At 49.5% G+C, this 25325-nt stretch carries 27 protein-coding genes and 4 pseudogenes; all 31 read right to left on the reverse strand.

The window, feature by feature from the left end; all coding sequences use genetic code 11:
• On the reverse strand, nt 1-650 hold a 650-nt coding region (locus tag DW739_RS13470; RefSeq protein ID WP_182428002.1), incomplete at its 3' end, for a recombinase family protein.
• 53 nt (nt 651-703) lie between these two features.
• Nucleotides 704-2098 (reverse strand): annotated as a pseudogene (locus DW739_RS13475) (DNA topoisomerase); the annotation flags it as partial.
• 177 nt (nt 2099-2275) lie between these two features.
• Entirely contained in the window at nt 2276-3508 is a 1233-nt protein-coding gene (locus DW739_RS13480) for an ATP-binding protein (RefSeq protein WP_002304383.1), read from the reverse strand.
• A gap of 151 nt (nt 3509-3659) precedes the next feature.
• The gene (locus tag DW739_RS13485) at nt 3660-4343 is read right to left on the reverse strand and encodes a DUF4366 domain-containing protein (RefSeq protein ID WP_118743211.1); all 684 of its coding nucleotides are present in this window, start codon (nt 4341-4343) and stop codon (nt 3660-3662) included.
• The gene (locus tag DW739_RS13490) at nt 4333-4590 is read right to left on the reverse strand and encodes a DUF4315 family protein (RefSeq protein ID WP_002304378.1); all 258 of its coding nucleotides are present in this window, start codon (nt 4588-4590) and stop codon (nt 4333-4335) included. Before DW739_RS13490 ends, DW739_RS13485 begins: the two co-directional genes overlap by 11 nt.
• A 14-nt stretch (nt 4591-4604) precedes the next feature.
• Nucleotides 4605-6341 carry a C40 family peptidase gene (locus DW739_RS13495; protein ID WP_002304377.1) on the reverse strand — a complete coding sequence of 579 codons (1737 nt, stop codon included), beginning with the start codon at nt 6339-6341 and terminating at the stop codon, nt 4605-4607.
• 3 nt (nt 6342-6344) lie between these two features.
• Nucleotides 6345-8732, reverse strand: a complete 2388-nt coding sequence (locus DW739_RS13500; RefSeq protein ID WP_002588967.1) for a VirB4-like conjugal transfer ATPase, CD1110 family — start codon at nt 8730-8732, stop codon at nt 6345-6347.
• The gene (locus DW739_RS13505) at nt 8692-9126 is read right to left on the reverse strand and encodes a PrgI family protein (RefSeq protein WP_002304375.1); all 435 of its coding nucleotides are present in this window, start codon (nt 9124-9126) and stop codon (nt 8692-8694) included. Before DW739_RS13505 ends, DW739_RS13500 begins: the two co-directional genes overlap by 41 nt.
• Before the next feature lie 17 nt (nt 9127-9143).
• Nucleotides 9144-10010 (reverse strand): VirB6/TrbL-like conjugal transfer protein, CD1112 family, encoded by an 867-nt coding sequence (locus DW739_RS13510; protein ID WP_002304374.1) that lies wholly within the window; start codon nt 10008-10010, stop codon nt 9144-9146.
• A 25-nt stretch (nt 10011-10035) separates the two neighbouring features.
• A pseudogene (locus DW739_RS15375) lies at nt 10036-10131 on the reverse strand (Maff2 family protein); the annotation flags it as partial.
• An 87-nt stretch (nt 10132-10218) separates the two neighbouring features.
• Complete coding sequence (locus DW739_RS13520) at nt 10219-11835, reverse strand: recombinase family protein (protein ID WP_118743213.1); 1617 nt, start codon at nt 11833-11835, stop codon at nt 10219-10221.
• Nucleotides 11836-11946: 111 nt separating this feature from the next.
• A complete protein-coding gene (locus DW739_RS13525) occupies nt 11947-12123 on the reverse strand; it encodes a transposon-encoded TnpW family protein (RefSeq protein ID WP_118515687.1) in 177 nt (58 codons plus the stop codon).
• A 14-nt stretch (nt 12124-12137) separates the two neighbouring features.
• A complete protein-coding gene (locus DW739_RS13530; protein WP_118743214.1) occupies nt 12138-12977 on the reverse strand; it encodes an ATP-binding protein in 840 nt (279 codons plus the stop codon).
• Complete coding sequence (locus DW739_RS13535; RefSeq protein WP_118743215.1) at nt 12974-13732, reverse strand: phage replisome organizer N-terminal domain-containing protein; 759 nt, start codon at nt 13730-13732, stop codon at nt 12974-12976. The genes DW739_RS13530 and DW739_RS13535 overlap by 4 nt, the downstream gene beginning before the upstream one ends.
• Before the next feature lie 111 nt (nt 13733-13843).
• Nucleotides 13844-14230 (reverse strand): cysteine-rich VLP domain-containing protein, encoded by a 387-nt coding sequence (locus tag DW739_RS13540; protein ID WP_118743216.1) that lies wholly within the window; start codon nt 14228-14230, stop codon nt 13844-13846.
• Nucleotides 14220-15767, reverse strand: a complete 1548-nt coding sequence (locus DW739_RS13545; RefSeq protein ID WP_118743217.1) for a relaxase/mobilization nuclease domain-containing protein — start codon at nt 15765-15767, stop codon at nt 14220-14222. Before DW739_RS13545 ends, DW739_RS13540 begins: the two co-directional genes overlap by 11 nt.
• Entirely contained in the window at nt 15739-16137 is a 399-nt protein-coding gene (gene mobC / locus DW739_RS13550) for a plasmid mobilization relaxosome protein MobC (RefSeq protein ID WP_118515678.1), read from the reverse strand. The genes DW739_RS13545 and mobC overlap by 29 nt, the downstream gene beginning before the upstream one ends.
• Nucleotides 16138-16639: 502 nt before the next feature.
• Nucleotides 16640-16852, reverse strand: coding sequence for a helix-turn-helix domain-containing protein (locus DW739_RS13560; RefSeq protein ID WP_117946832.1), 213 nt, complete (start codon nt 16850-16852; stop codon nt 16640-16642).
• The gene (locus DW739_RS13565) at nt 16845-17267 is read right to left on the reverse strand and encodes a sigma-70 family RNA polymerase sigma factor (RefSeq protein ID WP_117946833.1); all 423 of its coding nucleotides are present in this window, start codon (nt 17265-17267) and stop codon (nt 16845-16847) included. The genes DW739_RS13560 and DW739_RS13565 overlap by 8 nt, the downstream gene beginning before the upstream one ends.
• 169 nt (nt 17268-17436) lie before the next feature.
• Nucleotides 17437-17880 (reverse strand): DUF6591 domain-containing protein, encoded by a 444-nt coding sequence (locus DW739_RS13570; RefSeq protein WP_117946834.1) that lies wholly within the window; start codon nt 17878-17880, stop codon nt 17437-17439.
• Nucleotides 17881-17883: 3 nt separating this feature from the next.
• Complete coding sequence (locus tag DW739_RS13575; protein ID WP_117946835.1) at nt 17884-18342, reverse strand: DUF1700 domain-containing protein; 459 nt, start codon at nt 18340-18342, stop codon at nt 17884-17886.
• On the reverse strand, nt 18339-18698 hold the full coding sequence (locus DW739_RS13580) for a PadR family transcriptional regulator (protein ID WP_015534245.1): 360 nt from the start codon (nt 18696-18698) through the stop codon (nt 18339-18341). Before DW739_RS13580 ends, DW739_RS13575 begins: the two co-directional genes overlap by 4 nt.
• 179 nt (nt 18699-18877) lie before the next feature.
• Nucleotides 18878-19006, reverse strand: a pseudogene (locus DW739_RS13585) (Maff2 family protein); the annotation flags it as partial.
• 83 nt (nt 19007-19089) lie between these two features.
• Nucleotides 19090-19482, reverse strand: coding sequence for a helix-turn-helix transcriptional regulator (locus tag DW739_RS13590; protein ID WP_002304334.1), 393 nt, complete (start codon nt 19480-19482; stop codon nt 19090-19092).
• Between the two features lie 5 nt (nt 19483-19487).
• On the reverse strand, nt 19488-19808 hold the full coding sequence (locus DW739_RS13595) for a hypothetical protein (protein WP_002304332.1): 321 nt from the start codon (nt 19806-19808) through the stop codon (nt 19488-19490).
• 12 nt (nt 19809-19820) lie between these two features.
• Nucleotides 19821-20624: pseudogene (locus DW739_RS13600) on the reverse strand (TraG/TraD/VirD4 family protein); the annotation flags it as partial.
• 41 nt (nt 20625-20665) lie between these two features.
• Nucleotides 20666-20824, reverse strand: a complete 159-nt coding sequence (locus tag DW739_RS13605; RefSeq protein ID WP_009243220.1) for a transposon-encoded TnpW family protein — start codon at nt 20822-20824, stop codon at nt 20666-20668.
• A gap of 142 nt (nt 20825-20966) precedes the next feature.
• Nucleotides 20967-22838 (reverse strand): AAA family ATPase, encoded by a 1872-nt coding sequence (locus DW739_RS13610; protein WP_118743218.1) that lies wholly within the window; start codon nt 22836-22838, stop codon nt 20967-20969.
• On the reverse strand, nt 22835-24331 hold the full coding sequence (gene mobQ, locus DW739_RS13615) for a MobQ family relaxase (RefSeq protein WP_118743219.1): 1497 nt from the start codon (nt 24329-24331) through the stop codon (nt 22835-22837). The genes DW739_RS13610 and mobQ overlap by 4 nt, the downstream gene beginning before the upstream one ends.
• Nucleotides 24297-24656, reverse strand: a complete 360-nt coding sequence (locus DW739_RS13620) for a DUF3847 domain-containing protein (protein WP_118296913.1) — start codon at nt 24654-24656, stop codon at nt 24297-24299. Before DW739_RS13620 ends, mobQ begins: the two co-directional genes overlap by 35 nt.
• A 127-nt stretch (nt 24657-24783) precedes the next feature.
• A complete protein-coding gene (locus tag DW739_RS13625) occupies nt 24784-25308 on the reverse strand; it encodes a hypothetical protein (protein WP_015516227.1) in 525 nt (174 codons plus the stop codon).
• Nucleotides 25309-25325 lie beyond the last annotated feature (17 nt).

The raw sequence follows: 25325 nt of genomic DNA on the forward strand, positions 1-25325 counted from the left end.
ATTTTTTCTTCTGAAAGTTCTCTTGCTATCTGATAAGGTCCTTTTCCCTCAATAGTCATGCGATAAATTCTGCGGACTACTTCAGCAGCTTCTTCATCAATAATCCAATGGTCGGGGTTTTCGGGGTCTTTCAAATAGCCGTATGGTGGGATATTACTTGTATGAGCGTTGCCGGAAGAACCTCTGGATTTCAGTACAGCTTTAATTTTCTTACTTGTGTCCCTGACAAACCACTCATTCATGATATTCAGAAAAGGGGCAAACTCACTGGTTTCTTGACGGTCACTGTCAATACCATTATTGATTGCTATAAATCGAACTTCCTTTTCTCTAAACAGAATGTCAGTGAAAAAACCTACTTGCAGATGATCTCTGCCGATTCTGGACATATCCTTGCAGATACAGGCAGTGATTTCTCCGTTTTTAACACCTTCAACAAGTCTGTTCCATGAAGGTCTGTCAAAGGTCGCTCCACTCCAACCATCATCGGTAAAATGAACAAGATTCGTAAAGCCATGTTTTATAGCATAATCTTCAAGCATTTGCTTTTGATGAACGATACTGTTACTCTCTCCAGCATTATCATCATCACGAGACAGTCTTTCATACAAAGCAGTAATGCCATTGCTTTTATCTTTTTTTCTTCTCATGCTGAACTCCTTTCTTCAATTCCTATCCACTCCTTACGCTCACAAAATATCACATCGGTAAAGTGTTTAGGGGGAGATGTTTTCCCTTCCTTGATTTCCGTGCCGCTGACGGTCATTTCGTCACCAACGGAAACAGAAGGGAGTGTCTGCACGTTTTCGTCGGATTTTGTCGAATCATTTTTCTGAACCAGAGCTTTCCATCCATCCTGCACAACAGTTTTGCCTTTGGTGGAAAACACGGTACCGCCACAGTCCAGCTCAATAACTGTCTCTGCGTATCGGTGCGGATCGCCAACAGCTACGCACAACCGATTCGAGATCAGTTGCAAAATTGCAAGTTCACCCTTGGGAAGTTCGCTCAGATTGCATTTCTGCAATTCTCTGGTCGGAATGATGGCATGGTGATCTGTGACCTTTTTGTTATTCACAACCTGCTCTGCATGAACTGGTATGTTATCCACATCCTCCACGGGGAATGTGTGGAAAGCCAGCTTTACGAGGTCGGTCAGGCTATGTGCCATATCTTCCGTCAGAAACCTGCTGTCGGTACGGGGATAAGTGACCAGTTTCTTTTCATAGAGGTTCTGCGTGTAGTCCAAGGTCTGCTGTGCCGTGTAGCCAAGCACACGGTTGGCTTCTCTCTGTAAACTGGTCAGGTCATAGAGCGCAGGCGGCTTTTCTGTTTTCTCCTTACATTCAGCTTTCTGAACGATTGCCACCGAACAGCTTTGTTTGACAGCTTCGGCTGCTGCCTTGGTTTTGAAGCGTTCGCTTGCAGCCGTAAAACCATCCAATCCAATCTGAACTGTGTAGAACAGTTCAGGCTTGAATGCGGAAATGGCAGCTTCTCGCATAACAGCCATAGCAAGGGTAGGGGTCATAACACGACCAACATTCAGGGTCTGCCCGTAAAGGGTCGAAAAAAGTCGAGTAGCGTTAATACCAACAATCCAGTCGGCTCGTTCTCGACACAGTGCTGCTTCATACAAAGCATCATATTCCGTTCCAGACCTGAGATTTTCAAAGCCCTCCTTGATTGCTACATCTTCCATCGAGGAAATCCAAAGCCGCTCAAACGGCTTTCTGCACCCGGCTTTGTGGTACACCAACCGAAAGATCAGCTCGCCCTCACGACCGGCATCTGTTGCACACACAAGACTCGCAACATCTTCTCTGGCCATGAGCTTTTTCAGAATCCCAAACTGTTTTTTCGTACCGGCAGAAACCTCATACTGCCAGTCCATCGGGAAGATAGGAAGGTCTGCATAAGCCCATTTGCTGTACTTCGCATCATAGACTTCCGGCTGTGCCAGCTCCACCAAATGCCCTACACACCAGCTGACCACATATCCGTTTCCCTCTAAGTAGCCATCCTCACGCTTGGCAGCACCTAACACTTTGGCAATACTCTGTGCAACCGAAGGCTTTTCAGCCAAAACTAATTTCATTTGCATCTGCTCCTTTCACAAAAAAATAAGCAGCCACACACCGTAGTGCATGACTGCTATGTAAAAAGTTCGGAAAGGATTTTTGCAACCTGATACAATTTTCTGTTCTACAATCTCCGTCATAATAAAAATATCTCCATCATTTCAAAAGAGAATGACGGAGATATTTCACCTTGCTTATTCTTGTAGCAACCAATCGGCTATATCGTGAATTTCGATTCCTTCATAGCTATATTGGGGATGTTTGGTTCTGGCAATAATCATTTTCGGATAAGCGTCTCGAATCTGAAGCAGAGGAGAGCATTCTCTCTCAAATGTTTCCTGCCCGGAAATGTTGTCGCTGACCTGAATATAAATCTTTTCGCTACCTCTCTGAGCAACAAAGTCGATTTCCTTTTGATAGAGCTTGCCGACATAGACATCATATCCACGGCGAAGAAGCTCGATACAAACAACGTTTTCATATACTCTGCCATAGTCTATATTTCTGCTTCCCAGTATTGCATATCGAATACCGCTGTCACACAAATAGAACTTTTCAGAGCTTTCAAGGTATTTCTTGCCTCGGATGTCGTATCTCTTAATATCATAAAATACAAAAGCATTGCACAAATACTTAATGTACTTGCCGACGGTTACATGATTGGTTGGAGTCTCATTTGCTGTCAGTAGCTGACTGACCTTATTCGGAGAAGTCAGGTTGCTGATATTATCCATAAGGAACTCGCTCAGACGTTGTAAAACCAAAGTGTCCGGGAGAGTATATTTCTGTACCAAATCCCTTGTAACAATCGTTTCGTAGACCTCTTTGATATAGTTTGTTCTGTCTTTTTCGGTTCTATAAGCATAGGAACCTGCTAAACCGCCCTTGATAGCGTACTCATCAAAGAGCTTATCTTTGTCACTAATATCATCATAATACTGGCAATATTCCTGGAAGCTGAAAGGAAACACATGAATTTCAATATAGCGTCCGGTAAACAGAGTTGCCAGATCTGCACTCAACAGGAAAGCATTAGAGCCTGTTACATAGATGTCGTATTTTCCCTTAGAGTACAGGCTATTGATTGCCAACTCAAACTTGGGGCACATCTGCACCTCGTCTACAAACAGGTAGTTCGTTTTACCTTCCTGATAATGTTCTTCCACATAGGCGTGTAAGGCATGGTATTCCTTGATTTCTTCATACGCCAAATCCATGAAGTCGATGAAGATAATATTGATGTTTTCAAAATTGCTTTTCAGATACGCAATATACGCCTGCATCAATTTGGACTTACCAGATCGACGAATGCCCGTGATGATCTTGATGTCAGGAGTACCATTCAGTTCAATGATTCTATCGAGATATTTTGCTCTCGTGATTGTTTTCATATAGTCACCCGCTTTCAAAAATTGAAGTTTTTTCATTTCTCGAAACCGCTTCGCTGTACTTATTATACTGTCTGCTAATAGTATATGCAAGATGTCACTTTCAAAAACGCAAATTTTTTTATTTTTTGAAAGCGGAAACTATGTAAAGGCAACCCGAAGGCTGCCCCAGGCATCAAGCCTATCCTGTTTACACAGGTTCATTATCATCTTCATCGACGGAGCTATCTGCATCATCGTTCTCAAACTCCGGATCGTACCCATAGTCCTCGTCATCGTCCACATAATCAGCATCTGGGTCAGGCTTTGCCGCTTCCTGTGCCTTCTTCTTTTCCTGGACTTTCTTAAATACGAAGAATCCACCACCACAGGCAAGCACAATCAGAGTAAGAATCGCCGGGAGCATATTTGTGGATTTCGGCTTTTCCTCCGGTGTCGGTTCTGTAATTTCAGGAACTGTTTCAACTACTTCCGGCTTTGTTTCCTCAACCGGCTTGGTGAACTCTGCAACTTCTTCCTCGTCCATCAGCTTGAGCAGGTCGGCTTCATCCACCTGATTCAGAAAATGCACGGTTTCCTCGCCCTTATCATCACGGTCAATGATGATATAGAAGTAGTTTCCGTTTTTGGTTACAGCGGTAATGAACTGCTTTCCGCTTTTCGTAGGCGAGCCAGCGTCATCAACCAAAGTCAGATTGCCGTCGGGAGTAAGCGGTAGCATCGGCTCCTCCGGCTCTGTTTCGGGAACTTTTTCTTCGACCGCAGGTTCTTCAGTCGCTACGCTTTCATCTACATAGGCAAATGCCGTTGTAGAAAACACGCCAAAACACATTGCACACGCCAGCAATGCGGCTCCAATTTTCTTAAATCTCATTCTGCGTTTCCTCCTCATTCATAGTATTGATCGTATCAGGCTTCGGAGCCATATCCGCAGCAAACATACGGAGCAGCTCGGAAAGCTGTTCGGGATTCAGGTTCGCAGCATGAACCATCTCATGGATTTCGGAATTTTCCTCCTCACGGTATCTGCGTTCCAGGTCTTTCACCTTAGCATCCCATTCTGCCCGTTTCTTACGGGCTTTTTCAAGGTCTGCACCTATTCTGTCTAACTTGGCACTCAATCGCCATCCCTCCTTTAGTTTCTGATTCTGCCGAAGCAGTAAAAATGCTGTTGCCAGTAATTCGATTCGATAGAAGCGTAGGAAATGGGGTTTCCGCAGTGGATCATCATACCATTGCCAACATAGATACCAACGTGTGATGCACCGGAGGTATCATAAGTGCCTTGGAAGAAAATCAAATCTCCCGGTTTGGCAGAGCTTTTCGGGATAATGTCGCATACGCCCATCAAACCGTTTGCGGTCAAACGACCAACACTCCAACCGTTTCCGCAGTGATTGATTACATAGGAAACAAATCCGGAGCAGTCAAAGGAGGTAGACGGGCTGCTGCCGCCCCACACATACGGGTATCCCAGATATTTTTCAGCTTCCCGAATCATATTGGCAAATCTTGTGTCTGTCAGCGCTTCGCCCGGAATATCATAATCGGTGTACTCGCCGCCAGGGGTGGCGTAAATGTCATTTCCGAAAATATCCGGTCTGTTGCCCCTTGTCTGAAGCAAAATTCTATATCGCTCCATATCATCTTCCGACAAGCCGGAATTTGAAATCACACTGTTCAAGCCCTTATTTCTGAGCTTCACATTCAGAATATAATATTCGTAATCTTCTTCCTCTGTTGTTGTCTCTCCCGTTTCGGGATCAGTAGAAGATGTTGTTCGTGTACGAATCTCTACTACTTCCGTCAGGGTCAGCTCATATTGTTGCTCAAATAGCCATTGCAGGGTAGCCTGCACCTCATCTCTGGTGTAATCCTCAAACTTCACCGTCAAATACGCCGCCAGCTCATAAGGATTGTGGTTGATTTCATCAAGGTCATACCGGTACTCGTCATATCCGCTATGAGTACGCTCGATATTATTGATTTTATTGCGGAGCGCAGCTTCCAAAGCCTTGTAATCATTGTCCGCACCAATAATATCTTCCTCTTTTGCAGTAAAAGAAGTTCCCAGAATGATCTGTGTGCCGCCTTGGAACATAGCCGAACAAGACGAGAACATCCCTGAGAGTATCATAAAAAGCAGTCCGGCAATCAAAACAAACAGAATCGTTTTAGAGTGTGTGGTGCAGAACTCCGTTACTCTTTCTGTGATGTTCTTGGCTCCCTGAGCTGCTTTGCCCGTTGCCTTGCCTGCACCCTTAGATGCAGAAGCCGTTGTCGAAGCGGTATTCTTACCGGCTTTGGCGGCAGCATATTCTTTCTTGATTGCCCTTTTCTGTTGCCAACGGGAAAAGGGATTGGAACCGGCATCGGGGTTGTCCTTTTTGAACTTCTCATACAGGGCATTTACATTTGCTTTATCTGACTTCTCAACCAGCTTTTCCGCCTTGTCGTAGGCTTTCAGCTTGTGACTGTAAACGGCATGATCGACGGTATAGACAGTGGATTCAACAGCCTTGGTCGTTTCCTGCACAGCCTGAACGCCGATATTATCATCCTCATATTCTGACACCGCCCGATGTGCTTTGGATGTGAGCGTGACTGCGGCACCACGGCTTGCCATGTGCTTTGCCACAGATGGGCGCTCGATTTCCGTAAACTCCGCTTTTTCAAAACGGAGCTTTGCTTTACGGGAACCGGCTGCATCTGTTTCCAGCTTTAGCTTCGGCTTTGCCTTTTTAGAAGCCAATTTGTCTGCCGCTTTTTCAGCCCTATCAACCGCCTTATCTGCACGGTCGGCAGCTTTCTTCACATGAGAATCTGCAAGGTCATCTTCGGTAAAACGGAGTCGTGTAGGTCTTTTCGCCATACATTACGCCTCCTTTTCCTGTGCCACCTCGTTTAACTTCGTGGTCATAATGCGATACAGTTCCAGATCTGTCGGGAATCGGTCAATGAACGGCAGAATCACATTGCCATAGAACAGAAGTCCTTCGCCCTCACCGGAGTTGGTTACATAGGACAGCTGATGCGGCGAAATGTTCAACCGCTGTGCCAGAATACTTCGGTCATCGCTTGCCTGATTCAGCATATAGATGAAATCAGAGTTTTCGAGGATGTTGGCAATCTCCGGGGAACGAAGCAGGTCTTTGACATTCTGAGTAATACCGGTCGGCAAGCCGCCCCATTTACGGAATCGCTTCCAGATTTCTACGGAATAGGTTGCCGTCTGTTCTTCCTTCAGAAGCAGATGGAACTCGTCAATATAATATCTGGTCGATTTACCGGCAGAACGGTTGGCAGTTACACGCCCCCAGACCTGATCCTGAACGATCAGCATACCGATTTTTTTCAGCTGATTGCCCAGCTCCTTAATGTCGAAGCACACCAGACGATTCTGAATATCCACATTGGTTCTGTTGTTAAACAGTTTCAGAGAACCCTTAACATAGATTTCCAAGGCGGTCGCTACATGGTGGGCTTCCTTTTCGTCCTGTTTCAGAAGGGCATCATACAAATCCTCAAGGATCGGCATATTCTCAGGGGCAGGATTGTCGAAATATCTCTGGTAAATCTGATGCACACAACGGTCGATAACCGTCTTTTCGATAGGCTGCAAGCCATCCTTACTGCCCATAATCAACTCACAGAGGGACAGGATAAAATCAGCTTTCAGTGCTACCGGGTTGTCATCCTCAGAGTAGTTCAGGTTGATGTCCATAGGGTTGATATAGTTGGTACTGGAGGAGCTGATTTTTACCACCTGACCATTGAACTTGTGAACCAGAGCCGCATATTCCGCTTCGGGGTCGCAGATGATAATATCGTCATCCGTAACCAGGAACGCATTGGTGATTTCACGCTTTGCGGAAAAGGATTTACCGGAACCGGGAGTACCCAGAATCAGTCCGTTGGGGTTCTTGAGCTTCTTTCTGTCCACCATGATAAGGTTGTTCGACAGAGCATTCAGCCCGTAATAGAGCGTTTCTCCACCATTCTGGAACAGCTCCTGCGTGGTGAAAGGCACAAAAATAGCCGTGGAACTGGTAGTCAGGCCACGACGAATCTCAATCAGGTTTTGTGCCAAAGGCAGGCTGCTCATCAGTCCGGATTCCTGCTGAAAATCCAAACGACGCAGATTGCAGTTATGCTTCTGGGCGATGCTCTGTGCCTGGAACACATTGTTCTCCAGTTCCTGCTCGGTGCGCCCGGTGTTCAGCACCAGAAATGTCACCATGAACATTCGCTCATTCTGGCTCTGCAATTCTTTCAGAAGTGACTTCGCATCTTTACCATAGGTAGCAAGGTCAGATGGGATAATGTCCATGTCATAGCCAGAACGCACAGCCTTTTTCTGTTCCTCGATTTTGGAACGGTCAAGCTCGGTGATGATTCTCTTGATGGTCTTAATCGCCGCAGTCTGGTCAACCGACTGGATGTGCATGGTCACGATCTGCGTGGATTCCATATCCAGAAAATCCGCCAGCATACGATCAGACAGGTCTGATGCCGTAATTGCCAGATAAGACATCGAACCGAAGATACTGCCCATCTGGAAGGTGCGGTTGGTCTTAAAGGCAAACGCCGTCGGAGCAATGAAGTCCTTTACGGACAGCCCGGATTCCACAAGATACTTCCAATCGAAGAAGAACTTATCATTATCACCCATGTGGAACATAGAGTGCATCAGATGCAGCCGCTCTTTGCCGTTCATGGTAGTGGCAATGACACCCAAACGCCGAAAGTTATTGAGCAGATCGTTTTCGATATGGTTGAGTCTCGGCTTTGCCTGCCGCATGGATTCGGCTTCAATGCCGAATGTCAGGTACTTGGTTTTGGTCAAGCCGTTGTTGCCCTGCGCCAACTGCTTTTTCAGCATCTGGCTATACTCGGCACGGACGGGATTGAAGCTGTCCTTCTTGAACGGGATACGGATACTCTTTTCAAAGCTTTCAGCATCGGTACTCAGGTTCATAAAGGAAAGCTCAAAGTGAATGGAGCTGTCAAAGAAATTCAGGAAACTGCACCACTCATCGAAGATGGCAGTCTTATCTTCCTGCTGTGCCAGCTGATAGTTGATGTCCTGAAACTGAATGGTCTTGGTGTAATAACTGTCAGTGACACGGCAGATGCCATCCGGGAACATTCTCTGAAAGGGAATGGACTGCTGTGCAGTCTGCGGAATACCGTTGTCCTTCTTTGCCCGTTCCACAACAGCTTTAATTTCTCGCTGCTGCTTCCGATTCAGATTTGCAGGCATTTTGATGTTTCTTGCCTGTGGCTTCTTTTTGAAAAACAATTCGTTCAACCTCCTTTTCCAGTTTGTACTGACGCATCAAAGCGTCATAATAGTTGTCCGTCTGATAAGGGCGAACCTTGGGACGAACGAATTTGGTCTGAATGAAGTGTTCTACAACCACTTCCAACGGCTGACTATCCTTTTCATACATTGCCAGAAAGAACAACGGTAACATGACGATCATCATGGACAGTGCTGCAAGGCTCACATTTCCGGTTGCTTTGACCAGAAAGAAAATCGGCACTCCGATGAGCGCCGCCGCACCAAAGCAAAGTAACTGCCGTTTCGTCAGATTGAAGAACACTTTTGTTTTTACCCTCGTCAGGTCACGAGGTACGGGAATATACGCTGCCAAACAATTTCCTCCTTCCCTTAGTGAGCGCTGAATACCCCCTTCGCAAGCGAACCAGTCTTAAACAGGGTGAAGCACAAAAGGACGGTGTAGCCCATAACACCCCAGATAGAACCGATGATGTCATCACTGAATGCGATAGACTGAATCAGCACCGCATAAATGCCCACGCAGATCATAATCAGGAATCCCTGGAATCCGATTGCAAACAGCGAACGCAGATAATTCTGTCCGATATTGCTCTGTTCTCTGTTTCCAAAAGTGGAAAGCGGAATCGGGGCAAGGCTGACCATCAGATAAATTTCAATCATTCGACCGTAGACGATCACAAAGATGATGATTGCCAAAGCGGACATCGTGACCTGCACGATAAAGGATTGCAGGAACAAGCCGAGCAAAGGACCCAAATCCATTGCCATCAGCGTTTCTTCCATTGTTTCCAATGCCGAAGCATCTATGGCAGTATTTCCGGATATGATACCGGCGCTTGCGTTTATAACGTGCTGTGTCACATCAAACACAGCCATCGTGATATTGAATGTGTTTGTGATTAACATGACCGCAACAAAAGTCTTGAACACCCATTTGAAGAAGATCCAGGTTTCAAAATTTGCCAGATTGTTGTGGTCAATAATCATCTGAATTAGCTCATAACAGGCAATGAAGGTCAGAATCAAGCCTGCGATTGGGATAATCACTGACTCGGAGATGTTTCGTACCATGGCAAAGACACCCGGCGAAAAATTCGCCGGGGTCATGCCAACGGAGGTTGCTATCTCGCCAACCTGGTTGTTGACGGACTCAAACATCCCCGACAGATTTCCCATAATAGCTGAAACGAGCATTTCTTTCAGCCAGTCTGTGATCTGTTGGAGTATGCTGTCCAAAGGCGATTACCTCCTTGTTTTGTGATTAACCGAACAGTCCGGAGAGCAGAGGTACAAGGGTGGTGCCGATGAGGGCAACACCGCCGCCAGCCATGAGCTGCTTCATGCCCTGGGACTTTGCTTGTGTGTGATAAAGAAGCATTAGAAGTGTAAAAAATTTTGCCGTTCCTATCCGGCACTTGGCCATTGTGTCGGATAGGTCGGGCGGTTATTCGGGCAAGTCAATCTTGCCGACAAAGCTGTAATAAATCTCAATGTCCTGCCTGCGGGTGCCGTTCTCGTCGTAGCTGCACTCATGCACCACGATTTTCTCCACCATTTCCCGCAAGAGGGTGGGGGTCAGTTCTTCAAAGGCAAGGTGCTTGCGGACAATGCCCATGAATTTCTCGGCGTTGACGGTAGCTGCCTGTGACTTGTCCAGTTCGGCTTGCAGGGCGGCGGCTCTCTTTTTCAGTTCCGCTTGCTCGGCTTCATAGTCCTGTGACAGTTCCATGAAACGCTCGTCGCTGATTTTGCCGTTTACATTGTCCTCATACAGCCGCTTGATAATGCGGCTCACTTCGGCAATGCGCTCCTGCGCCTGTTCAAGCTGCTTGGTGGCCGCAGCGGTCTTTCTCTTGCCGCCGATCTCGTTCTGCTGGACAAGCAGCTTCACAAAGCGGCTCTCATGCTTGGCGGCGTATTCGGTTACTTGCCGGAGATTTGCCAGGACACCGGCGGTCAACAGGTCGGTGCGGATAAAGTGCGCCGTACAGTCGCGGGTGCGCTTCTTATAGCTGCCGCAGATGTAGCAGTCCTGCTTGCGGTCTTTGTTCTGATACCGCTGCTGGTACAGCACATGGCCGCAGTCAGCGCAGAACAGCATACCGGAGAACAGCCCCACTTCATCGTAGCGGTTGGGGCGTTTGCGCTGCTTGCGTAACTCCTGCACACGCTCCCATGTTTCCGTGTCGATAATCGGCTCATGGTGGTCGTGGAAAATCGCCTGTTTCTCTATGGGGTTCTCCACGCTATGCTTGACCTTGTAAGAGGGTTTCTCCGTCTTGAAGTTCACCAGACAGCCGGTGTACTCCCGGTTTTCCAGCAGGTGGACAACGGTGTTGGTCGCCCATTTGCACTCATAGCCGGGGTGATAGCGGCGGGTGCTGCCCGTCCTGCGGTACTCCAGCGTCCCCGGCGTGGGGATTTGCTGCTCCGTCAGCATACGGGCAATCTTGGTCGGGCCGTTCCCAGCAAGGCAAAGCTGGTAAATCTGCCGCACCACCGGGGCAGCTTCCTCGTCAATGATGTAGTTTTCGTCCTCGTCCATGAGATAGCCGTAAACCGGCTTGCTGGTGACGGGCTTGCCGCTCATGCCTTTTGACCGTTTTACTGCTTTGATTTTCTTGCTCGTATCTCTCACCAGCCATTCGTTGAACAGATTTCGCAGAGGGGTAAAATCGTTGTCCATGCCGCCGTTCTCGCTGTCCACATTGTCGTTGACTGCGATAAACCGCACTCCCTTTTGAGGGAACAGCATTTCCGTGTAAAATCCCACCTGCAAGTAGTTGCGCCCTAACCGGCTCATGTCCTTGACGATGACCGTTCCCACTTTCCCGGCTTCAATGTCCGCAAGCATGGCTTGAAAACCGGGTCTTTGGAAGTTCGCGCCGGAATAACCATCGTCGGTGTACCAGCGCAGATTGGTAAAGCCGTTCTGCTTGGCGTAGGCTTCCAAAATCCGCTTTTGGTTGGAAATGGAATTGCTCTCGCCTTGCAGTTCGTCCTCGTGGGACAATCTCGGATAAAGGGCAGTAATGAGGTTTTGGGTGGCTTGTCTTAACATAAAATCCTCCGTTTCCGACAGCCAGCCCCACTATTCCGTAACTTCATTGTACCACGGGTGGGGGCTGGCTGTATAGCGGTAAAACTGTAAAATCTGCTTCTTTATGATTTGTTATATTGCTGGTTTTTGTGTAGCAGCGGCTTCCGCTTCCAGCACCCGCGCCATTTTGTCGGCGGCGGTGGTCGTGGTATCTTTCTTGAAATAGCCGGACACGACAAGGACGGAATTGCCCATGCGGATTTCCGTCACGCAGTCGGGGCGGCGCTCTTGTGGTTTCTTATCTGCCATAGGCAATACTCCCTTCAGCCAACGATCAGTTTCTTCATGCTCTCCATTTTCCGCTGGGCGGCTTCCTGCCGGAAGTTGTCGCCGGTAAAACGCACCGGGACACACATGGAAAGCAGACGGTCATAGATACGGGAATGGGCAGTGTCCTCCGGGTTTCGCAGTCCGTCCAGCGTGAGGTTGGTCGTGACAATCAGCGGCTTGCCGCTGCGGTAACGGCTGTCTATCACATTGAAAACCTGTTCCAGCCCATATTCGGTGCCGCGCTCCATGCCGAAGTCATCAAGGATCAGCAGCGGATAGCGGCAAAGGCGGGAAATGTACTCGTTGCGCCCCTCAAAGCTGGCGGCCAGGTCATTGAGGATAAGGGCAAAGTTCGTCATGTGGACGGGGATTTCTTTCTCCATGAGGGCATTTGCGATACAGCCCGCAAGGTAGCTTTTCCCGATTCCCACGCCGCCCCAGAACAGGCAGCCGATATTGTCGGCTCGCATATCCTCCCAATGCTCCACATACCGGCGGGCAAGTTCGGTCTGTGGGTTTCTGCCGTTGTCGTTCTCAAAAGTCCAGTCCCGCATGGTGGGGTCGGTAAAGCCCCGGCGTTTCAGTTCCTCCACGGTGTCCAGGTGCCTGCGCTGCTCCTCGGCGGCTTCACGCTCAATCCGCTGCGCCCTCTGGCAGTCGCACTCTGTCGGGTGGCGGTCAAGCCCAAACAATGCCTTGCCCTCCGGGAAGTAGGCTTCTTTGGGCTTGCGGCACTTGCCGCAGTACAGCAAACCGTCCTCGCCGGTGTAGTCCTCCTGCTCCGGCGTGGTGGCCGTCATATTCTCCAAAACAGCGTTGATTTCGTTCTTCATAAACTTTCGCCCTCCTTGCATGAGTAGTCGGGTATGCCCATTTTCGGGGCTTTCTTGGCTGCGTCCTCCTGCGCCCATTTGTAGATCGTGGCGGCATGGCTGTGGTATCGCTTGCCGCTGGACGCGATATGGCAGGATAGCCGGTCAATGTAGTAGTTCCATTTGTCGGGCAGGTCTGCTTTCAGCCCGTCCAGTTCTGATTGGGTCAGTAAGACATTTTCATACCGGCCATAGGCGGCGGGGGTGGGCTGTCCCGTGTCTAACTCTCGCTCTCTCTCTTTTTCTATCTCTATCTCTTTCTCTATCTCTATCTCTGGCGGACAAATGTCCGCTTGATATGGTGGACATTTGTCCGCCCCAGCTTTTGGCAAGGCTTTCTGTCCCTGCAAAGCCAGCCTTGCCCGCCGTTTTCGCTCCCCCTCGGTAGAGGATTGGCCGATGAGCAGTTCAATGTTGCTCATGTACAGCGCGCCGTTTTGCAGCGGCTCCACCAGCCCCAGCTTCATAAAAATCTGCAAAGCCCGTTCTACGGTGCCGACTTGCTGGCGGGTAATGGTGGCAATCATTTGTGCGGTCAATGGGATATTTTCGTCAAGCTGCAACTTCCCGCCGTTTTTCAGGGATTTCAGGTACAGCTTCAGCAGTATGTTGGAGTAGAGGATACCGTCCTGCATACTTTCCAGCAGCACAATGGCGTCCTCGTCAAAGTAATTCTCTTTCAGTTTGAGGTAGTAATATTTTCGGTTGTCTGACATAGTTCCTCCTTGGGTGGGTTTGGGGCATTTGTACGCATTTAGAACGGCGTTTTCGAGGGAAAAGGATAAATGTATCAAGTCCCCGTTGAGGGCGGGCAAAAAAGCCTTGATTTACAAGGGTTTGAACGCCCCTAAAGCGTGACATCTCTGCCGTTGTTTCCGCTTTCGCTCGGTGGCTTTGATTTTCTTCATGCGTCCGGCGCAGTCGGGGCAGTATTTCCCCCGGTTGGACTTGGGGACGAAAGCTGCACCGCAGACCGCGCACTGTTTCCGGCTCCCCCGGTACAAGAGGGCTGCGGCCAGTTCCCCGTCAAGGGGTAGGACAGCCACACGAAACCAGCGGCACATAAGGGAATAGGAAATGCTCTGGACGCACACGCAAGGCTCCCCATCGTCCAGCAGCAGGCAGTTCCCCTCATCGTAGTTACAGCACTCATGCACCAGCCGCCGCGCCCGCCGGTGCTGGCGGTAGTCCATGCGGGGCAGCTTATCGTTCATGGCTCTGCTCCTTTCTGCGGTGGGGTTCTTCCCGGCGCAGGATCTGGTCGATATTCCGCTTGACCGTCTGCAACTCGGCAAAGCGCCGCTTCTGTTCCCGGTAGCCGTTGTAAAGCCCGTCTTTCTCGGAAACAAGCTGCTCGATCTCGTCCTGCAACGCTTTCCGGGTGGGCAGCTTGGTAATGCCATGCTCCCGGAAATACCGGGCGGCTGCGTCGGCTATGATAAAATCGCTCTCATGGGCTTGCCGGTATGCTTCGCGGGCTTTGGGGGATTTCTGCGCTTTCAGCCCGTCGCGGGCGGGCTTGGTCTTAGCGTAGGCAAGTACCTGTTGCTGCAACTCCTTTTTCCCTTGCAGCTTCGTTTCCAGCGTTTTCAGCTTGCCGCTGGTCTGGCGCATTTCCTGATAGGCGGTATCAACCGCGGCTTCTAACTGCTCCGGGGAAGTGAAGCCGTATTCCTGATACGCATTCAGCGTCGCGGCCATTTGTTTGAGGTTGTGCATGGTCGCCCAGCGTTCATAGCCCCGGCCTTTGCCCTCGGCTTTCTTCTGCTCAATATCCACAAGCCGCTGCACGCCGTCCTGTTTCGGGGCGGTTCGGGCGGCGTTCTGCTCCAAAACGGCAAGGACAGCGGTGCGGTCAAAGTCGTCGCCCAACTTCCGGGCGGTAATGGGCTTCGTCCTGTCCGGCGTGAGGTAACTAAGCCGCCCCCGGCTCTCCTTGACGGTCACGCCCTCCCGCAGCAGCAGAGAGGAAAATTCGTCAAAGCTGGCGGCGGTGGCAAGGGCTTTCCGTATGGTCTGCCGCAGCTTCTCTTTGTTCGTTTCAAACTTGGTCTGCCGGGGCGTGATACCGCCTGCAATCATGGGGGCGTTCTGCTTGTCCAGCGCGGCCTGTCCCTTTTTCTGCGCCCAATACTCCCGGTCGGTCACGCGGTTCTTGCTGCCGTTCAAGAGGTCGATTTGGTAAAGCCCCTCCCGGTGGCACATCTCCATGACTTCGGACTTGAAGTAGCGCAAGGCAGCGTCGGTACAGCGGTGCTTGCAGCCGGCTTTTGTATCGGCTGGCCTGTCCATGTAGGGCAGGAACGGCACTTCCTCAATCCGCAGGCTGTTAATGACGATATGCACATGGATATTGCCGCTGTGGTTATGGCCGTCCGGGTGGGTGCATACAAGGGCTTGGTGGCCGGGGAAATGCTCGGCGCAAAACTTCTCACCCAACGCCTGCGCCTGGTCTACGGTCAGGCCGTTGTCCGCTGCGTCCCGTGGGTCAAAGCTGATGATGTAGTGGTGGCTTTTCACATCTTCCCGCCGCTGGTTTTTCTCATAGCGGAGATTTGCCCGCATACAGGCAACGGCAAAATCTTCGCCGCCGCAGTTCAGCGTGGCAAGCCGGTAGTCCTCACGGGGGATAAGCCTGCCGGATTCATCAAGGACGGGCTTCATGGTAAACTCGTCATGCTCAAAAAGCAGGTATTGTTCGGCGGCTCCGTAGTCGGCGTTTTTAGAGTTGATATGCTTGAGTGTTGCCAACCGCGTCACCTACTTTCTTGAGGACTTCATACTTGAGGGCGGCAAGGTCGGCTATGGCGGCGTGTACCTCGCCGGACAGCGCATTGTAAGGTGCGCCGTACTCGTTCAGATACCGGGCTATCTGGTTGAGGTTGCCGCCGATCCTGCCGTACTCGGCGGCCAACTTCCCGACAGCGGAAAGCAGTTCATCATTGACCGCCGACACATGGATTACGGGGCGTATGGTCGCCCGCCGTATCGCCTGCCGGAGAAATTCGGACTGGCTGATACCATAGGGCGCAAGCCGCGCTGTGAAGTCGGCGTATTCATCTTCGGACAGCCGGGTTTTCACAACGCGGCTGCGGTGGGGCGTGTTGTATTTCTTTCGCATGGTCGTGACCTCCTTTCTTGCCGCATGAGCGCGGCGGGGATAAGCGGCGTAAGCCGCAAAGCAGGGTTTGGGGAAGGCACTCCCCAACAAGTTTCCCGCGAGGGGCAAAAACCGCAGAATTGCGGATTTTGGCACCGTGGTAGAAACTTGCTCTCCGTAACTGCAAACCCCGGCGCATATGGGGGCTTCTCATTTTCCGCTAATATAACGCTCGAAAAGGGCTTTGCTGCCCGCTGTAGGCGGTCTTTTTTCCTTTCCGCTAAAGATACATTTCAAAGACCGTCATCTACCCGCTGGACGGGGATTTTCTCAAATTTCCTTTTGCTCCTGTAATCCGGGCAACAGCTTTTTGGCAACTGGCGGGGTAGAGAATTTTTCTTTTCACTCACTACTGCAACCGGCAAGGGGCAAAATGGCCGGAAATAGAATAGAAAAAAGCAGTAAATCTTTTTCAAGACTTACTGCTTTCGATGGCCGCCGGTGGGCGGCAAGTATTCAGTTTTTATGGCTCGTCCGGCGGGTAGTCAAATTGGAATTTGAGCAGACAGGCAATCAACCGTTCTTTCACATAGTCCTCAACTTCGGCATTGACTTGCCCGTTCATTTTGGAAAAGTATCGGATATATCCGGCATAGTGGGAAAGAACTGCGTCCACGGCTTCCGGGTCGCCTTCATGGGCTTTGACAATGGTTTCATAGGGAAGTAGCCTACTCATGGCGGCTCACCTCCATTTCCTCCCGTAACCGCTGCAAGGCAAGTTGGATATGCCGCCCCGCTGTGCTGCGTGTTTGACCAAAGTACGCACCGATCACGCGCTGCGGCTGGTGCAGGAAATAGTAGCGGAAGATTTCTTCCTGCGCTTGTTCCGGCAAAGTCGAGAGTGCAGCGGCAAGGGTGACGTTGCAGAGCAGGACGGTCTGGCCGCAGACGATAAAGGGGTGTTCTTCGTCCGGCTCCGGCTCGGCAAACTGGACAAACTTCTCATTTGTCAGATAGTCAAGGGAAATTTCCCGTTCCCATTTCTGCCGCAGCCGTATGATTTTCCCGATGGCGGCATACCGAATAACGGCTTTACAAAAGGCGTTGTGCTTGCACCGGATATACTCTTGATAGGCTTCAATCTCGGTCATGGAAATTCCCCCTCTCTGAATAATAGTACGGGGCGGGCAGCACTCCTTGCTGTCCACCCCTTGATTGCCTGCCAGCAAAGGCGGGCGGGGCTGTCAACGGCGGCGCGTATGCGCCGTTCATCTTAACCGTTGACTGGCTCGACTGGCTTTGCTATTTCGTTATGTTCATTCAGTTGTTGACAAAAGAAATGTAGATACCGAAACTGTCTGGAACATAGCTGATGCTTATCCACTTTTCTTCATTTGACAAAAGTGTTCCGATAGAAACATAGTTTTCTCCCTCGATTTCCTCTGACACATTTTCAATTACGGAAAAGCCTTCTTGGTTCAAAATCTCCATGTACTCGTTATAGTCGTTTTCGCTAACGCCGGTAAGGTTGATACTGCAATTCCCATGTTCTGTATCAAGTGTAGCCCATGCAACCGTACCAGGCGGAACAGGAAGCCCCTCCGTGTACTCATTCGCAGGCCAAACGCCCTCTTCCAATTTTGTAACACTGTTAGATTGTGTATTGCTCTCATTGCTGGTTGGTGCAGATGAGATATTTTGATTAGAACACGCAGCCAAAAAAATCATAAGCATGATTGCGAATACAGAAATATACTTCTTCATTGGTTACCTCCTGTTTTTGTGTATGGTTCTAATAATTAACAAAACAGCAATAGCCGTTGCTACAAACCCAATAGTCAAAAGGATTTGTGAAACATCAAAGGCAAATGCGCCCTCAATCTGTATATTTGTTGTCGCGTCTGCCTGTCCGATTGCTCCTTCTGGTACTTTTCCTGATTGTGCAACAGCATATACCGAAAAGGCAGCAACCGCGATAACAAGCGCAACAAGAGTAGAAATGATACCGTTCCTTTTTTTCAATGTGGTGTTATCAATGCCAAACTGTTCTGCGGTGCTGTCTGCAAATTCTTTTGGTGTGCCCAAACGTTGGATAACCTGTTGCTCTGTTTCTCCATGCTCCATAGCAGACGCAAAAACTTCATTCAAGTCACGCACAACCTCTTTTTTCATTTTGCGTGGTAAAGATAGTTCCTTTTCAACCTGTTTGATATATTGTTCTTTCATTTGGACACCCTCGCTTGTTGATAACTTTCTATAAAGCCGTTTACGCAGTTTTCATAGCTTGACCAAAATAAGATTAGTTCATCAAGTACATTCCTGCCTTTATCAGTTAAAGAATAATACTTTTTTGAGCCGCCATTTGCCGCAGCCGGAGCCAATCGGCATTTGATTAGTTCTGCTTCCTGTAAACGATACAGAATAGGGTAAATGGTTCCCTCTTTCGCATATCCCAAAACAGACGCACTATTGTTCAATTCGGTTATAATTTCATATCCATAAGTTTCCTTGCGTCCGATTAGGCATAAGAGTATCATTTCCAGAGAGCCTTTTTTGAATTGCTGGACATATTTGTTATTCATATCGTCGCCTCTCTTTAGTTTCGCTACTTAGGCTTGCTAAGTAGCAACTATATTATATCTCTTTCGAGGTATCAGAGTCAATAGTCTTAACGAAAAAGTTACAAGATGCGTGCGTAAGGCAATATCGGAATAATGGGCTGCTGTCTATCAAATTCTTGTGTGTTACTTTATGGCACATGAGCATTTGCGCCGGGGTTATCGTTGCCGTAGCCCTCAAGCAGATTGATTGCACCCCAGATGCCAAGACCTGCGCCCAGAGCGATAACGAGAGTCTGAAGAACGGTTACTGCGCTATTGAAAAATGCCATAATATTTTCCTCCTAAAATTTGAAATTGTTTTGAGAATAGAAAAAGCCCTCCGTACTACCGGCATCAAAACCGGACGGAAGGCTTAGTTTACGAGAATCTTTTCAAGGAACTCCTCGACGGTTATCACGCCAAGTTTCTGTTCCATTCTGCTTCTTGCATATTCAGTTTCACAATCATATATATCACCACCACCTTTCATAAGAAACAGCCAATACATTGACTGCAACAAATCTTCACGAGAAGCACAGATTGTCGGTGAAAAAACGACAGGTGAAACCTTCAGAACCTCTGCGAGTTTCGCTGTGGTTTCTGCATTAGGGGTTCGAGCGTTTTTCTCATACTGAGCAATACGGACATCCGCTGTTTTCTCGGAATACCCCATCAGGAGTCCAAGCTCTTTCTGGGTAAGGCGGCGAAATCGTCTAACGAACTTCAATCGCTGCCCAATAGAGGTATCCGTGATCCACCAAGTCATTTTTTTTACACCTCGCTTTCTGCAAATTCTCGATATACAACCTCATTTTTTGCTCTGCGCTTGCCTACGGCTTCACTGGGAGCAAGGTCAGGGTAGGTTGCCTGCACTTTCTGTCTGCTTCTGCGGACAGTTTCAAACCCCGGAAAGCTGCGTCTATCCAGTTCCTTCAAAAACACAGGAACCGTCATGGCATGAATGTCGATGCCACGCAGACCGGAATAGTGTTCCAGTACCATCAGGTACAAATGATTGTCGGTATTTCTTGCCTTGTGGTCGTGTTCCAAGATGTTCTTAACCAGGGCAGATACCGTTTTCAGATTTTCCAAACAGAAACCTCCTTAATCCGCATCGACTACCACAAACTCATCACCTGCCTTGAGCTTCAACCTTCGACTCAGAAACTGCTCAATGTTGAACTCATTTCTCTTATCAAAGTCTGATGTGTACTTATAATTGGGGTGCTGCGTCAGATCGTACTTGTCAGAAAGAAACGGTCTGACACCACGCAACTGCAAAATACACTTGCTGCCATCCAGAACCGCAAGCTCATCTACGCTCGCAAGGTCTTTGCCTAACTTCTGATAATTCAAGCCGTAAGACGGGCTGTTACCTCTGGTGTTGGAGGTGTTGTAGGTGTCGATAGTTTCTTTTCCCAATGCCTGATTCAGTTCTTTGAGCGTGGTTGGCTCAGAACCACCCAGGAAAATTCGGGAATCCATGTTGCCGATGATGGTATCGGCATTGTCTTTATAAATGGCTTTCAGCTGTGATTGTGCCTGGAGAACAAGGCAAGCCGATATTTCACGGCTTCGGATTGTCGCTACCAGTTTTTCCAGATTGGGAATCTGACCGATGTTTGCCATCTCATCAATCAAGCAGCGCACATGAACCGGCAGTCTGCCGCCGTACACATCATCTGCTTTCTCGCACAACAAGTTGAACAGCTGTGTGTAAATCATGGAGATCAAAAAATTAAACGTCGCATCCGTATCTGACATAATCAGAAAGAGCGCCGTTTTCTTATCTCCGAGAGTATCCAACTGCAACTCGTCATAGGCAGTCACATCTCTGACCTCCTGAATATCAAAAGGAGCCAGACGAGCGCCGCAGGAAATCAAAATCGACTTAGCGGTCTTGCCAGAGACGAAAAGTCAAGGACTTTTTCATCAAATTCAAAAAGAAGTTACATTTTGCGGACTTCCTCACGGAGCAGACGCTTGATTTTGTCCTCCATCGTCTCTTTTGCGGTCTGGCTGAAATGCACACGGACGATATAGGTTGTCTTTCCGATCTGCTTTCTGACAGTCGGGCAAGGGGCGGTGTTGGTTGCGGTATTGTTCATTCAAAATCCTCCTGTAAATGAAAAATGCCCGGTGACTGTTCATCATCGGGCGATGTCGGTATGAGGGAACAAGGCAAGGCGGCAACATTAAGGTATCTATAAAAACCTTGCCGTCTTTGCCACGCTTGCCGTGTTCCTGTTGTCAGTCTCGGAGATAGCAGACCCATACTGTGCCGTCTTTCTCGGTCACAAGCCTGTCCCCGATACGGCTCTTTGCCGTTCTCATGGTGCGTGAGGAAATCCCACGCTCATTGACCGTCTTTTCCAGCTCTGCACTTGGCATACGCTTTCCATCTGCCAGCAGTTCCAGAATGAGCATTTGCGCTTGTGCGGTCTTGCTCTCGGTCTTGGCGGTGTCTGTCCCAGCAAGAAGCTCGTCAGCGGTAATGTCATAAGCTCCTATCCATTCAAAGCCTTTCTCGTCTCCCAGAGAAAAGGCAAGGGACTGTCCGGGCGGCGCAAGGGAGCTTTTCTCATGGATAAGCACCCTCGTTGTGGGGCTGTCCTTCAGCTTGCCGATAAAAAGCAGACTGCGGACTGCCGCCGTAATGTCGATAGACCCTAATCCCCGATAGGTGCTTTGCGTTCCTGCGGCTTTGTTCAGGTGTCCGATCAGCACGATAGCGCATCCGGTAGCCTGTGCAATGTCTCCCAGACTACGGAAGATGGGACGGACTTCATTTGCCCGGTTCATGTCCACATCTGCGCCCAGAAACGCCTGCATCGGGTCAATGATAACCAGCCTTGCGTTGTTCTCTCGGATTGCTCTTGCGATGCGCTCATCAGCAAGGGTCAGCGGCGTGTCTCTATCGTCAATAACAAGCACTCGTTCAAGGTCTGCGTCAGCTTCCATCAGCCGGGGCTTAACGGTATCGCCCAGACCGTCCTCGGCGGTCTGATAGATGATATTGAAAGGCTCAAGTGTCTCCATACCGGGTAAGGGCTTTCGGTTGGTGCAAGCCGCCGCAAGACGCATGGCAAAGTAGGTCTTGCCCTCGCCGGGGTTGCCCTGTATGATGGTCAGCTTTCCAAAGGGGATATAGGGAAACCATAGCCATTCCACGCTCGTCAGCTCCACATCTGCCATGCGGAGCATGGGAACAGGCTGGGCGGTGGGCAGCTCTCGCAGCGTGATTGTTTCGGCTATGAATTTGTGGCTCGGAATGTCCTTTTGCCGACGGAGAACATCGTTCCAGTCTTTCCTTGCCGGGACAAGGCGAATGACGGCGATCTCGCTGGGAATGGACTGTGCCAGTCGGGTACAGGCTTCGCTTCCTGCGGTGTCGCTGTCAAGGCAGAGGAACACTTTTTGGGTGTCCTTGCGTTCAGAAAGAAAACGGTCAAGAGCCTTGCCCGAAACGCCGCCCAGGGCAAGATAATTTCTTTTCTGCCAGTCCTGCGGATAAAGGCAGATGAATGATAACAGGTCAATCGGTGCTTCAAAGACAAAGAGCTGATTGCCGTTTCCCTCATAGCGGAACGGATAGGACTTGTCAGCCCCGGCAATGTCCTGTCTGAATGGGTCTGCCGTTCCTCGCACATGGGCGTATCTCGGCGTACCGCTTCGGTCTCTGCCGACAAACACAACATTGTGCCGCTTTGCGTCCTCGTAAATATCCCCGGAAAGAAGAAAAGTCTCAACAAGCGTTTTGTTGAGACCTCGGCTTTCGCAAAGATATTGAATTGCTCTGTCGGCTGTTCTGTTGTGCAAGGGCAAGTGGAACGCTGTGGGCGGTGCTGTGGTGGCTTCGGTCTGCCCCTCGCCGCTTTCGCCGGTCAGGAGCTGGACGGCTTCGGGAAAGGACTTTCCGTAAAACTCCATGACAAAATCAATGGGATAGCCGCCCTTGCTCTGGCTGTGTCGAAACCACTTGTTTCCCCGGACGGTCAGGCTGTCATGTTCTTTCCAGCGGTATTCTCGTCCGCTTTTGATAAGTGTCTCTCCCTGTGTGCGGAGAAAATCTTCCAGACTGACGGCGTTTGCCCGGTCAATCTGTGCTTGGGTGTAATTCATCGGGATAGTTCCTCCTTTTTCTGTCGTGTTTGGGGTCGATTTTGGAGTTTTTGTTCCTCTGTGCGCTCGTTAAATCGGGCGGCAGTATCTACACATGACTTGACCTTCCAAAGGCGGTGTAAATCGTCTCTGACGGTCTTAAACTCGCCATAGGTGGTGTTGTGCGCCTGTTCCAGCTCGTCATACTCGTCGGACAGCTTTTTCATATCCACCTTGCCGTCCGGGAACTCCTCGGTCAGCTTGCGTCTGGCGGTGTAGAACATTTTCAGCTCGTCGGCGTGTTCTGCCTTGTACTTGGCTCTGGACTTCTCAAACTTGATTTTCTGCAAGCCGTCACAGACAGGCTTCAAGCTCTGGAAGGTAGCGGAGTAGTCATAAAGCCGCTTGATTTCTTTCATTCGTGCGGTCTGCCCGTCCAGCGTTTTCTTCAAGCTCTCTGTGGTGGAGCTGTGTTCATTGACATGGCTTTCCAAATCTTCAAGGGTGTAAATGCCGTTTGCCCGGAGATAATTGAAAGTCTCGTTCATCTCCTTTAGGTTGCTGATTTTGCCTTTCTGGGAATAAGCCCCGGCTTTGCGCTGGGTGTAATAGGCGTTCAGCAGAGAAACAAGGTCGGGTGCCTGCGGCTTGGCAAGCTCCGCTTTTGCTTCGGCAATCCAATCGAACAGGAGAGCGATTTTCTTCTTGATGTCTCGGATAACGGCATTGGTTGCCTTGATCCAGCGGTTGAACTCGCCCTTTTCGGTGCGTATGCCTTTCTTCTCCATCGCCCGGACGGTTGCGCCCTCATGGACGGTGGGAAGAAGCTCTACGCCCTGACGCTCATAGCTTCGGTGGTCGATACGAACATCAAGACCTTTTTCCGCAAACTTGGCGTTGCATAGTTCCGCCCATGTCTGACGCCAATGTTCCAGCGTTTCGGGACTGCCCCAGTCGGTAGTGGGAACGGCGTTGAACACAAACTTTCCGTTTGCGTCTCGAATACGGTTGCCGTCCTCGTCCAGCTCGTACACCCGGCGTTGCTTTAGTCCCCATTTGCCGTTCTGCTCGATGGGGCGGATGGGGCAAAGCACATGAAAATGCGGATTGGGTATGCCGCCGTCCTCCCGGTCTGGCTGGTGTACGGCGAAGTCAACCACCATGCCCCGGCTCACAAAGTTCTCCAATAAAAATTGCCTTGCAAGAGCGATGTTTTCCTCAAGGGAAAATTCATTCTGCAAGGCAATGTCAAAGCTGTATGCAAGCTGGGCGTTCTTTCCACGCTCGGCTTTTTCCACGGCGTTCCATAGGGTTTGGCGGTCTGCGTATTCTGGCGGTGCATGGGACGGCAAGAGAATGTCAGAGCAGATCACGCCGCCCTTGCGGGTGTAGTCGCTGTATTCGCCGTAATACTCGCTATACAATCGCTCCCCGGCTCGGTAGGCAGCAGAAGCGATAGCGGACTGTCCTGCGCTTCGCTTAGTCTGCGTGACGCTCAGATGAAATAGTGCCATCGGCTCTCAACTCCTTTTCTCTGTTTGCTTGGCTGATGTGGGTAATCGTCATGTGACGGACGGCTCGCTGGACTTCGGACAAAGAAAAGATTTGTTCCATCAGCTCTGTCATTTCGGTGCGTGTGAGATCTTTGACCTCCGGGGCAAGGCTCTCAATCGTGCCGCCCAGATTGCAAAGACGGTGGGTGCGCTTTTGTCTCTCGCCTTTCTCCAGATACTTCTTTCTGTTCTCCAGACGCTCCAGCTTGTGCTGTTCCTGTGCAAGCTGTGTCTCGACCTGTTCCTTTTCGGCTCGGAGCTGTTCAAGGTTTTTCGGTTTTGCCATTTTTCGTGACCTCCTTTTTTGAAAATGGGGATAAAAAAAGACCGTCAACTTTTCGCAGATTGCGACCAGTCAACGGTCAGTTTTTCGGTATTCAGTTGTTGTGTTCAGTTCGGTAAATTGAAGTTGGTCAAAGTTGTTGGCGAAGATATTCCACAACATTTCCATTCGTATCATAGAAACAGATGTTTCCTACATTGAGGGGCAGGACAATGGCGAAAGGCTTGCCACTATCAATATCAATCACCTGAATGCCGTTGCCATCATCTACTTCAAGTCGAACAATATTTTGGGTATTCATTGAGATAAATGCCCTTTCGTTATTTCCCTCAACAACAAACTCTGCAATGTAATCATCAACCTCAACTATATCTCCACCACCACGGAAGAAATATCCAAAAGACAAGCCAGGGCGATTTACATAGACAGAAAAAGTGTGGTCTGTCTTGTCCTGTGGGTAAGAAATAAATGCAGCCATTGTGTCGGAAATGCTTCCATCAACAATCCAATCATCCAAAATTTTTTGAGATTGGCGAATGTCTGCTTCTAAACTGTTTGCGGTTTTACCAATGTCATTGTTTGCATAAAGGAAACCGAAAACCAACACACAAGCCAAAATAACACCCAAGAGGATTATGGGTAATTTCTTTTTCATAGAATCACACTCCTTTA

It is taken from the genome of Clostridium sp. AM28-20LB, assembly GCF_003480665.1.
Lineage (GTDB): Bacteria > Bacillota > Clostridia > Lachnospirales > Lachnospiraceae > Otoolea > Otoolea fessa.

Coding starts and splice junctions, on each gene's coding strand:
- mobC (WP_118515678.1), bottom strand. CDS start 16,137: ATGCGAAAGAAATACAACACGCCCCACCGCAGCCGCGTTGTGAAAACC.
- DW739_RS13610 (WP_118743218.1), bottom strand. CDS start 22,838: ATGAATTACACCCAAGCACAGATTGACCGGGCAAACGCCGTCAGTCTG.
- DW739_RS13540 (WP_118743216.1), bottom strand. CDS start 14,230: ATGAACGATAAGCTGCCCCGCATGGACTACCGCCAGCACCGGCGGGCG.
- DW739_RS13495 (WP_002304377.1), bottom strand. CDS start 6,341: ATGGCGAAAAGACCTACACGACTCCGTTTTACCGAAGATGACCTTGCA.
- DW739_RS13520 (WP_118743213.1), bottom strand. CDS start 11,835: ATGTTAAGACAAGCCACCCAAAACCTCATTACTGCCCTTTATCCGAGA.
- mobQ (WP_118743219.1), bottom strand. CDS start 24,331: ATGGCACTATTTCATCTGAGCGTCACGCAGACTAAGCGAAGCGCAGGA.
- DW739_RS13480 (WP_002304383.1), bottom strand. CDS start 3,508: ATGAAAAAACTTCAATTTTTGAAAGCGGGTGACTATATGAAAACAATC.
- DW739_RS13575 (WP_117946835.1), bottom strand. CDS start 18,342: ATGAAAGAACAATATATCAAACAGGTTGAAAAGGAACTATCTTTACCA.
- DW739_RS13530 (WP_118743214.1), bottom strand. CDS start 12,977: ATGAAGAACGAAATCAACGCTGTTTTGGAGAATATGACGGCCACCACG.
- DW739_RS13605 (WP_009243220.1), bottom strand. CDS start 20,824: ATGAACAATACCGCAACCAACACCGCCCCTTGCCCGACTGTCAGAAAG.
- DW739_RS13580 (WP_015534245.1), bottom strand. CDS start 18,698: ATGAATAACAAATATGTCCAGCAATTCAAAAAAGGCTCTCTGGAAATG.
- DW739_RS13560 (WP_117946832.1), bottom strand. CDS start 16,852: ATGAGTAGGCTACTTCCCTATGAAACCATTGTCAAAGCCCATGAAGGC.
- DW739_RS13565 (WP_117946833.1), bottom strand. CDS start 17,267: ATGACCGAGATTGAAGCCTATCAAGAGTATATCCGGTGCAAGCACAAC.
- DW739_RS13525 (WP_118515687.1), bottom strand. CDS start 12,123: ATGGCAGATAAGAAACCACAAGAGCGCCGCCCCGACTGCGTGACGGAA.
- DW739_RS13625 (WP_015516227.1), bottom strand. CDS start 25,308: ATGAAAAAGAAATTACCCATAATCCTCTTGGGTGTTATTTTGGCTTGT.
- DW739_RS13590 (WP_002304334.1), bottom strand. CDS start 19,482: ATGACTTGGTGGATCACGGATACCTCTATTGGGCAGCGATTGAAGTTC.
- DW739_RS13535 (WP_118743215.1), bottom strand. CDS start 13,732: ATGTCAGACAACCGAAAATATTACTACCTCAAACTGAAAGAGAATTAC.
- DW739_RS13620 (WP_118296913.1), bottom strand. CDS start 24,656: ATGGCAAAACCGAAAAACCTTGAACAGCTCCGAGCCGAAAAGGAACAG.
- DW739_RS13485 (WP_118743211.1), bottom strand. CDS start 4,343: ATGAGATTTAAGAAAATTGGAGCCGCATTGCTGGCGTGTGCAATGTGT.
- DW739_RS13500 (WP_002588967.1), bottom strand. CDS start 8,732: ATGCCTGCAAATCTGAATCGGAAGCAGCAGCGAGAAATTAAAGCTGTT.
- DW739_RS13570 (WP_117946834.1), bottom strand. CDS start 17,880: ATGAAGAAGTATATTTCTGTATTCGCAATCATGCTTATGATTTTTTTG.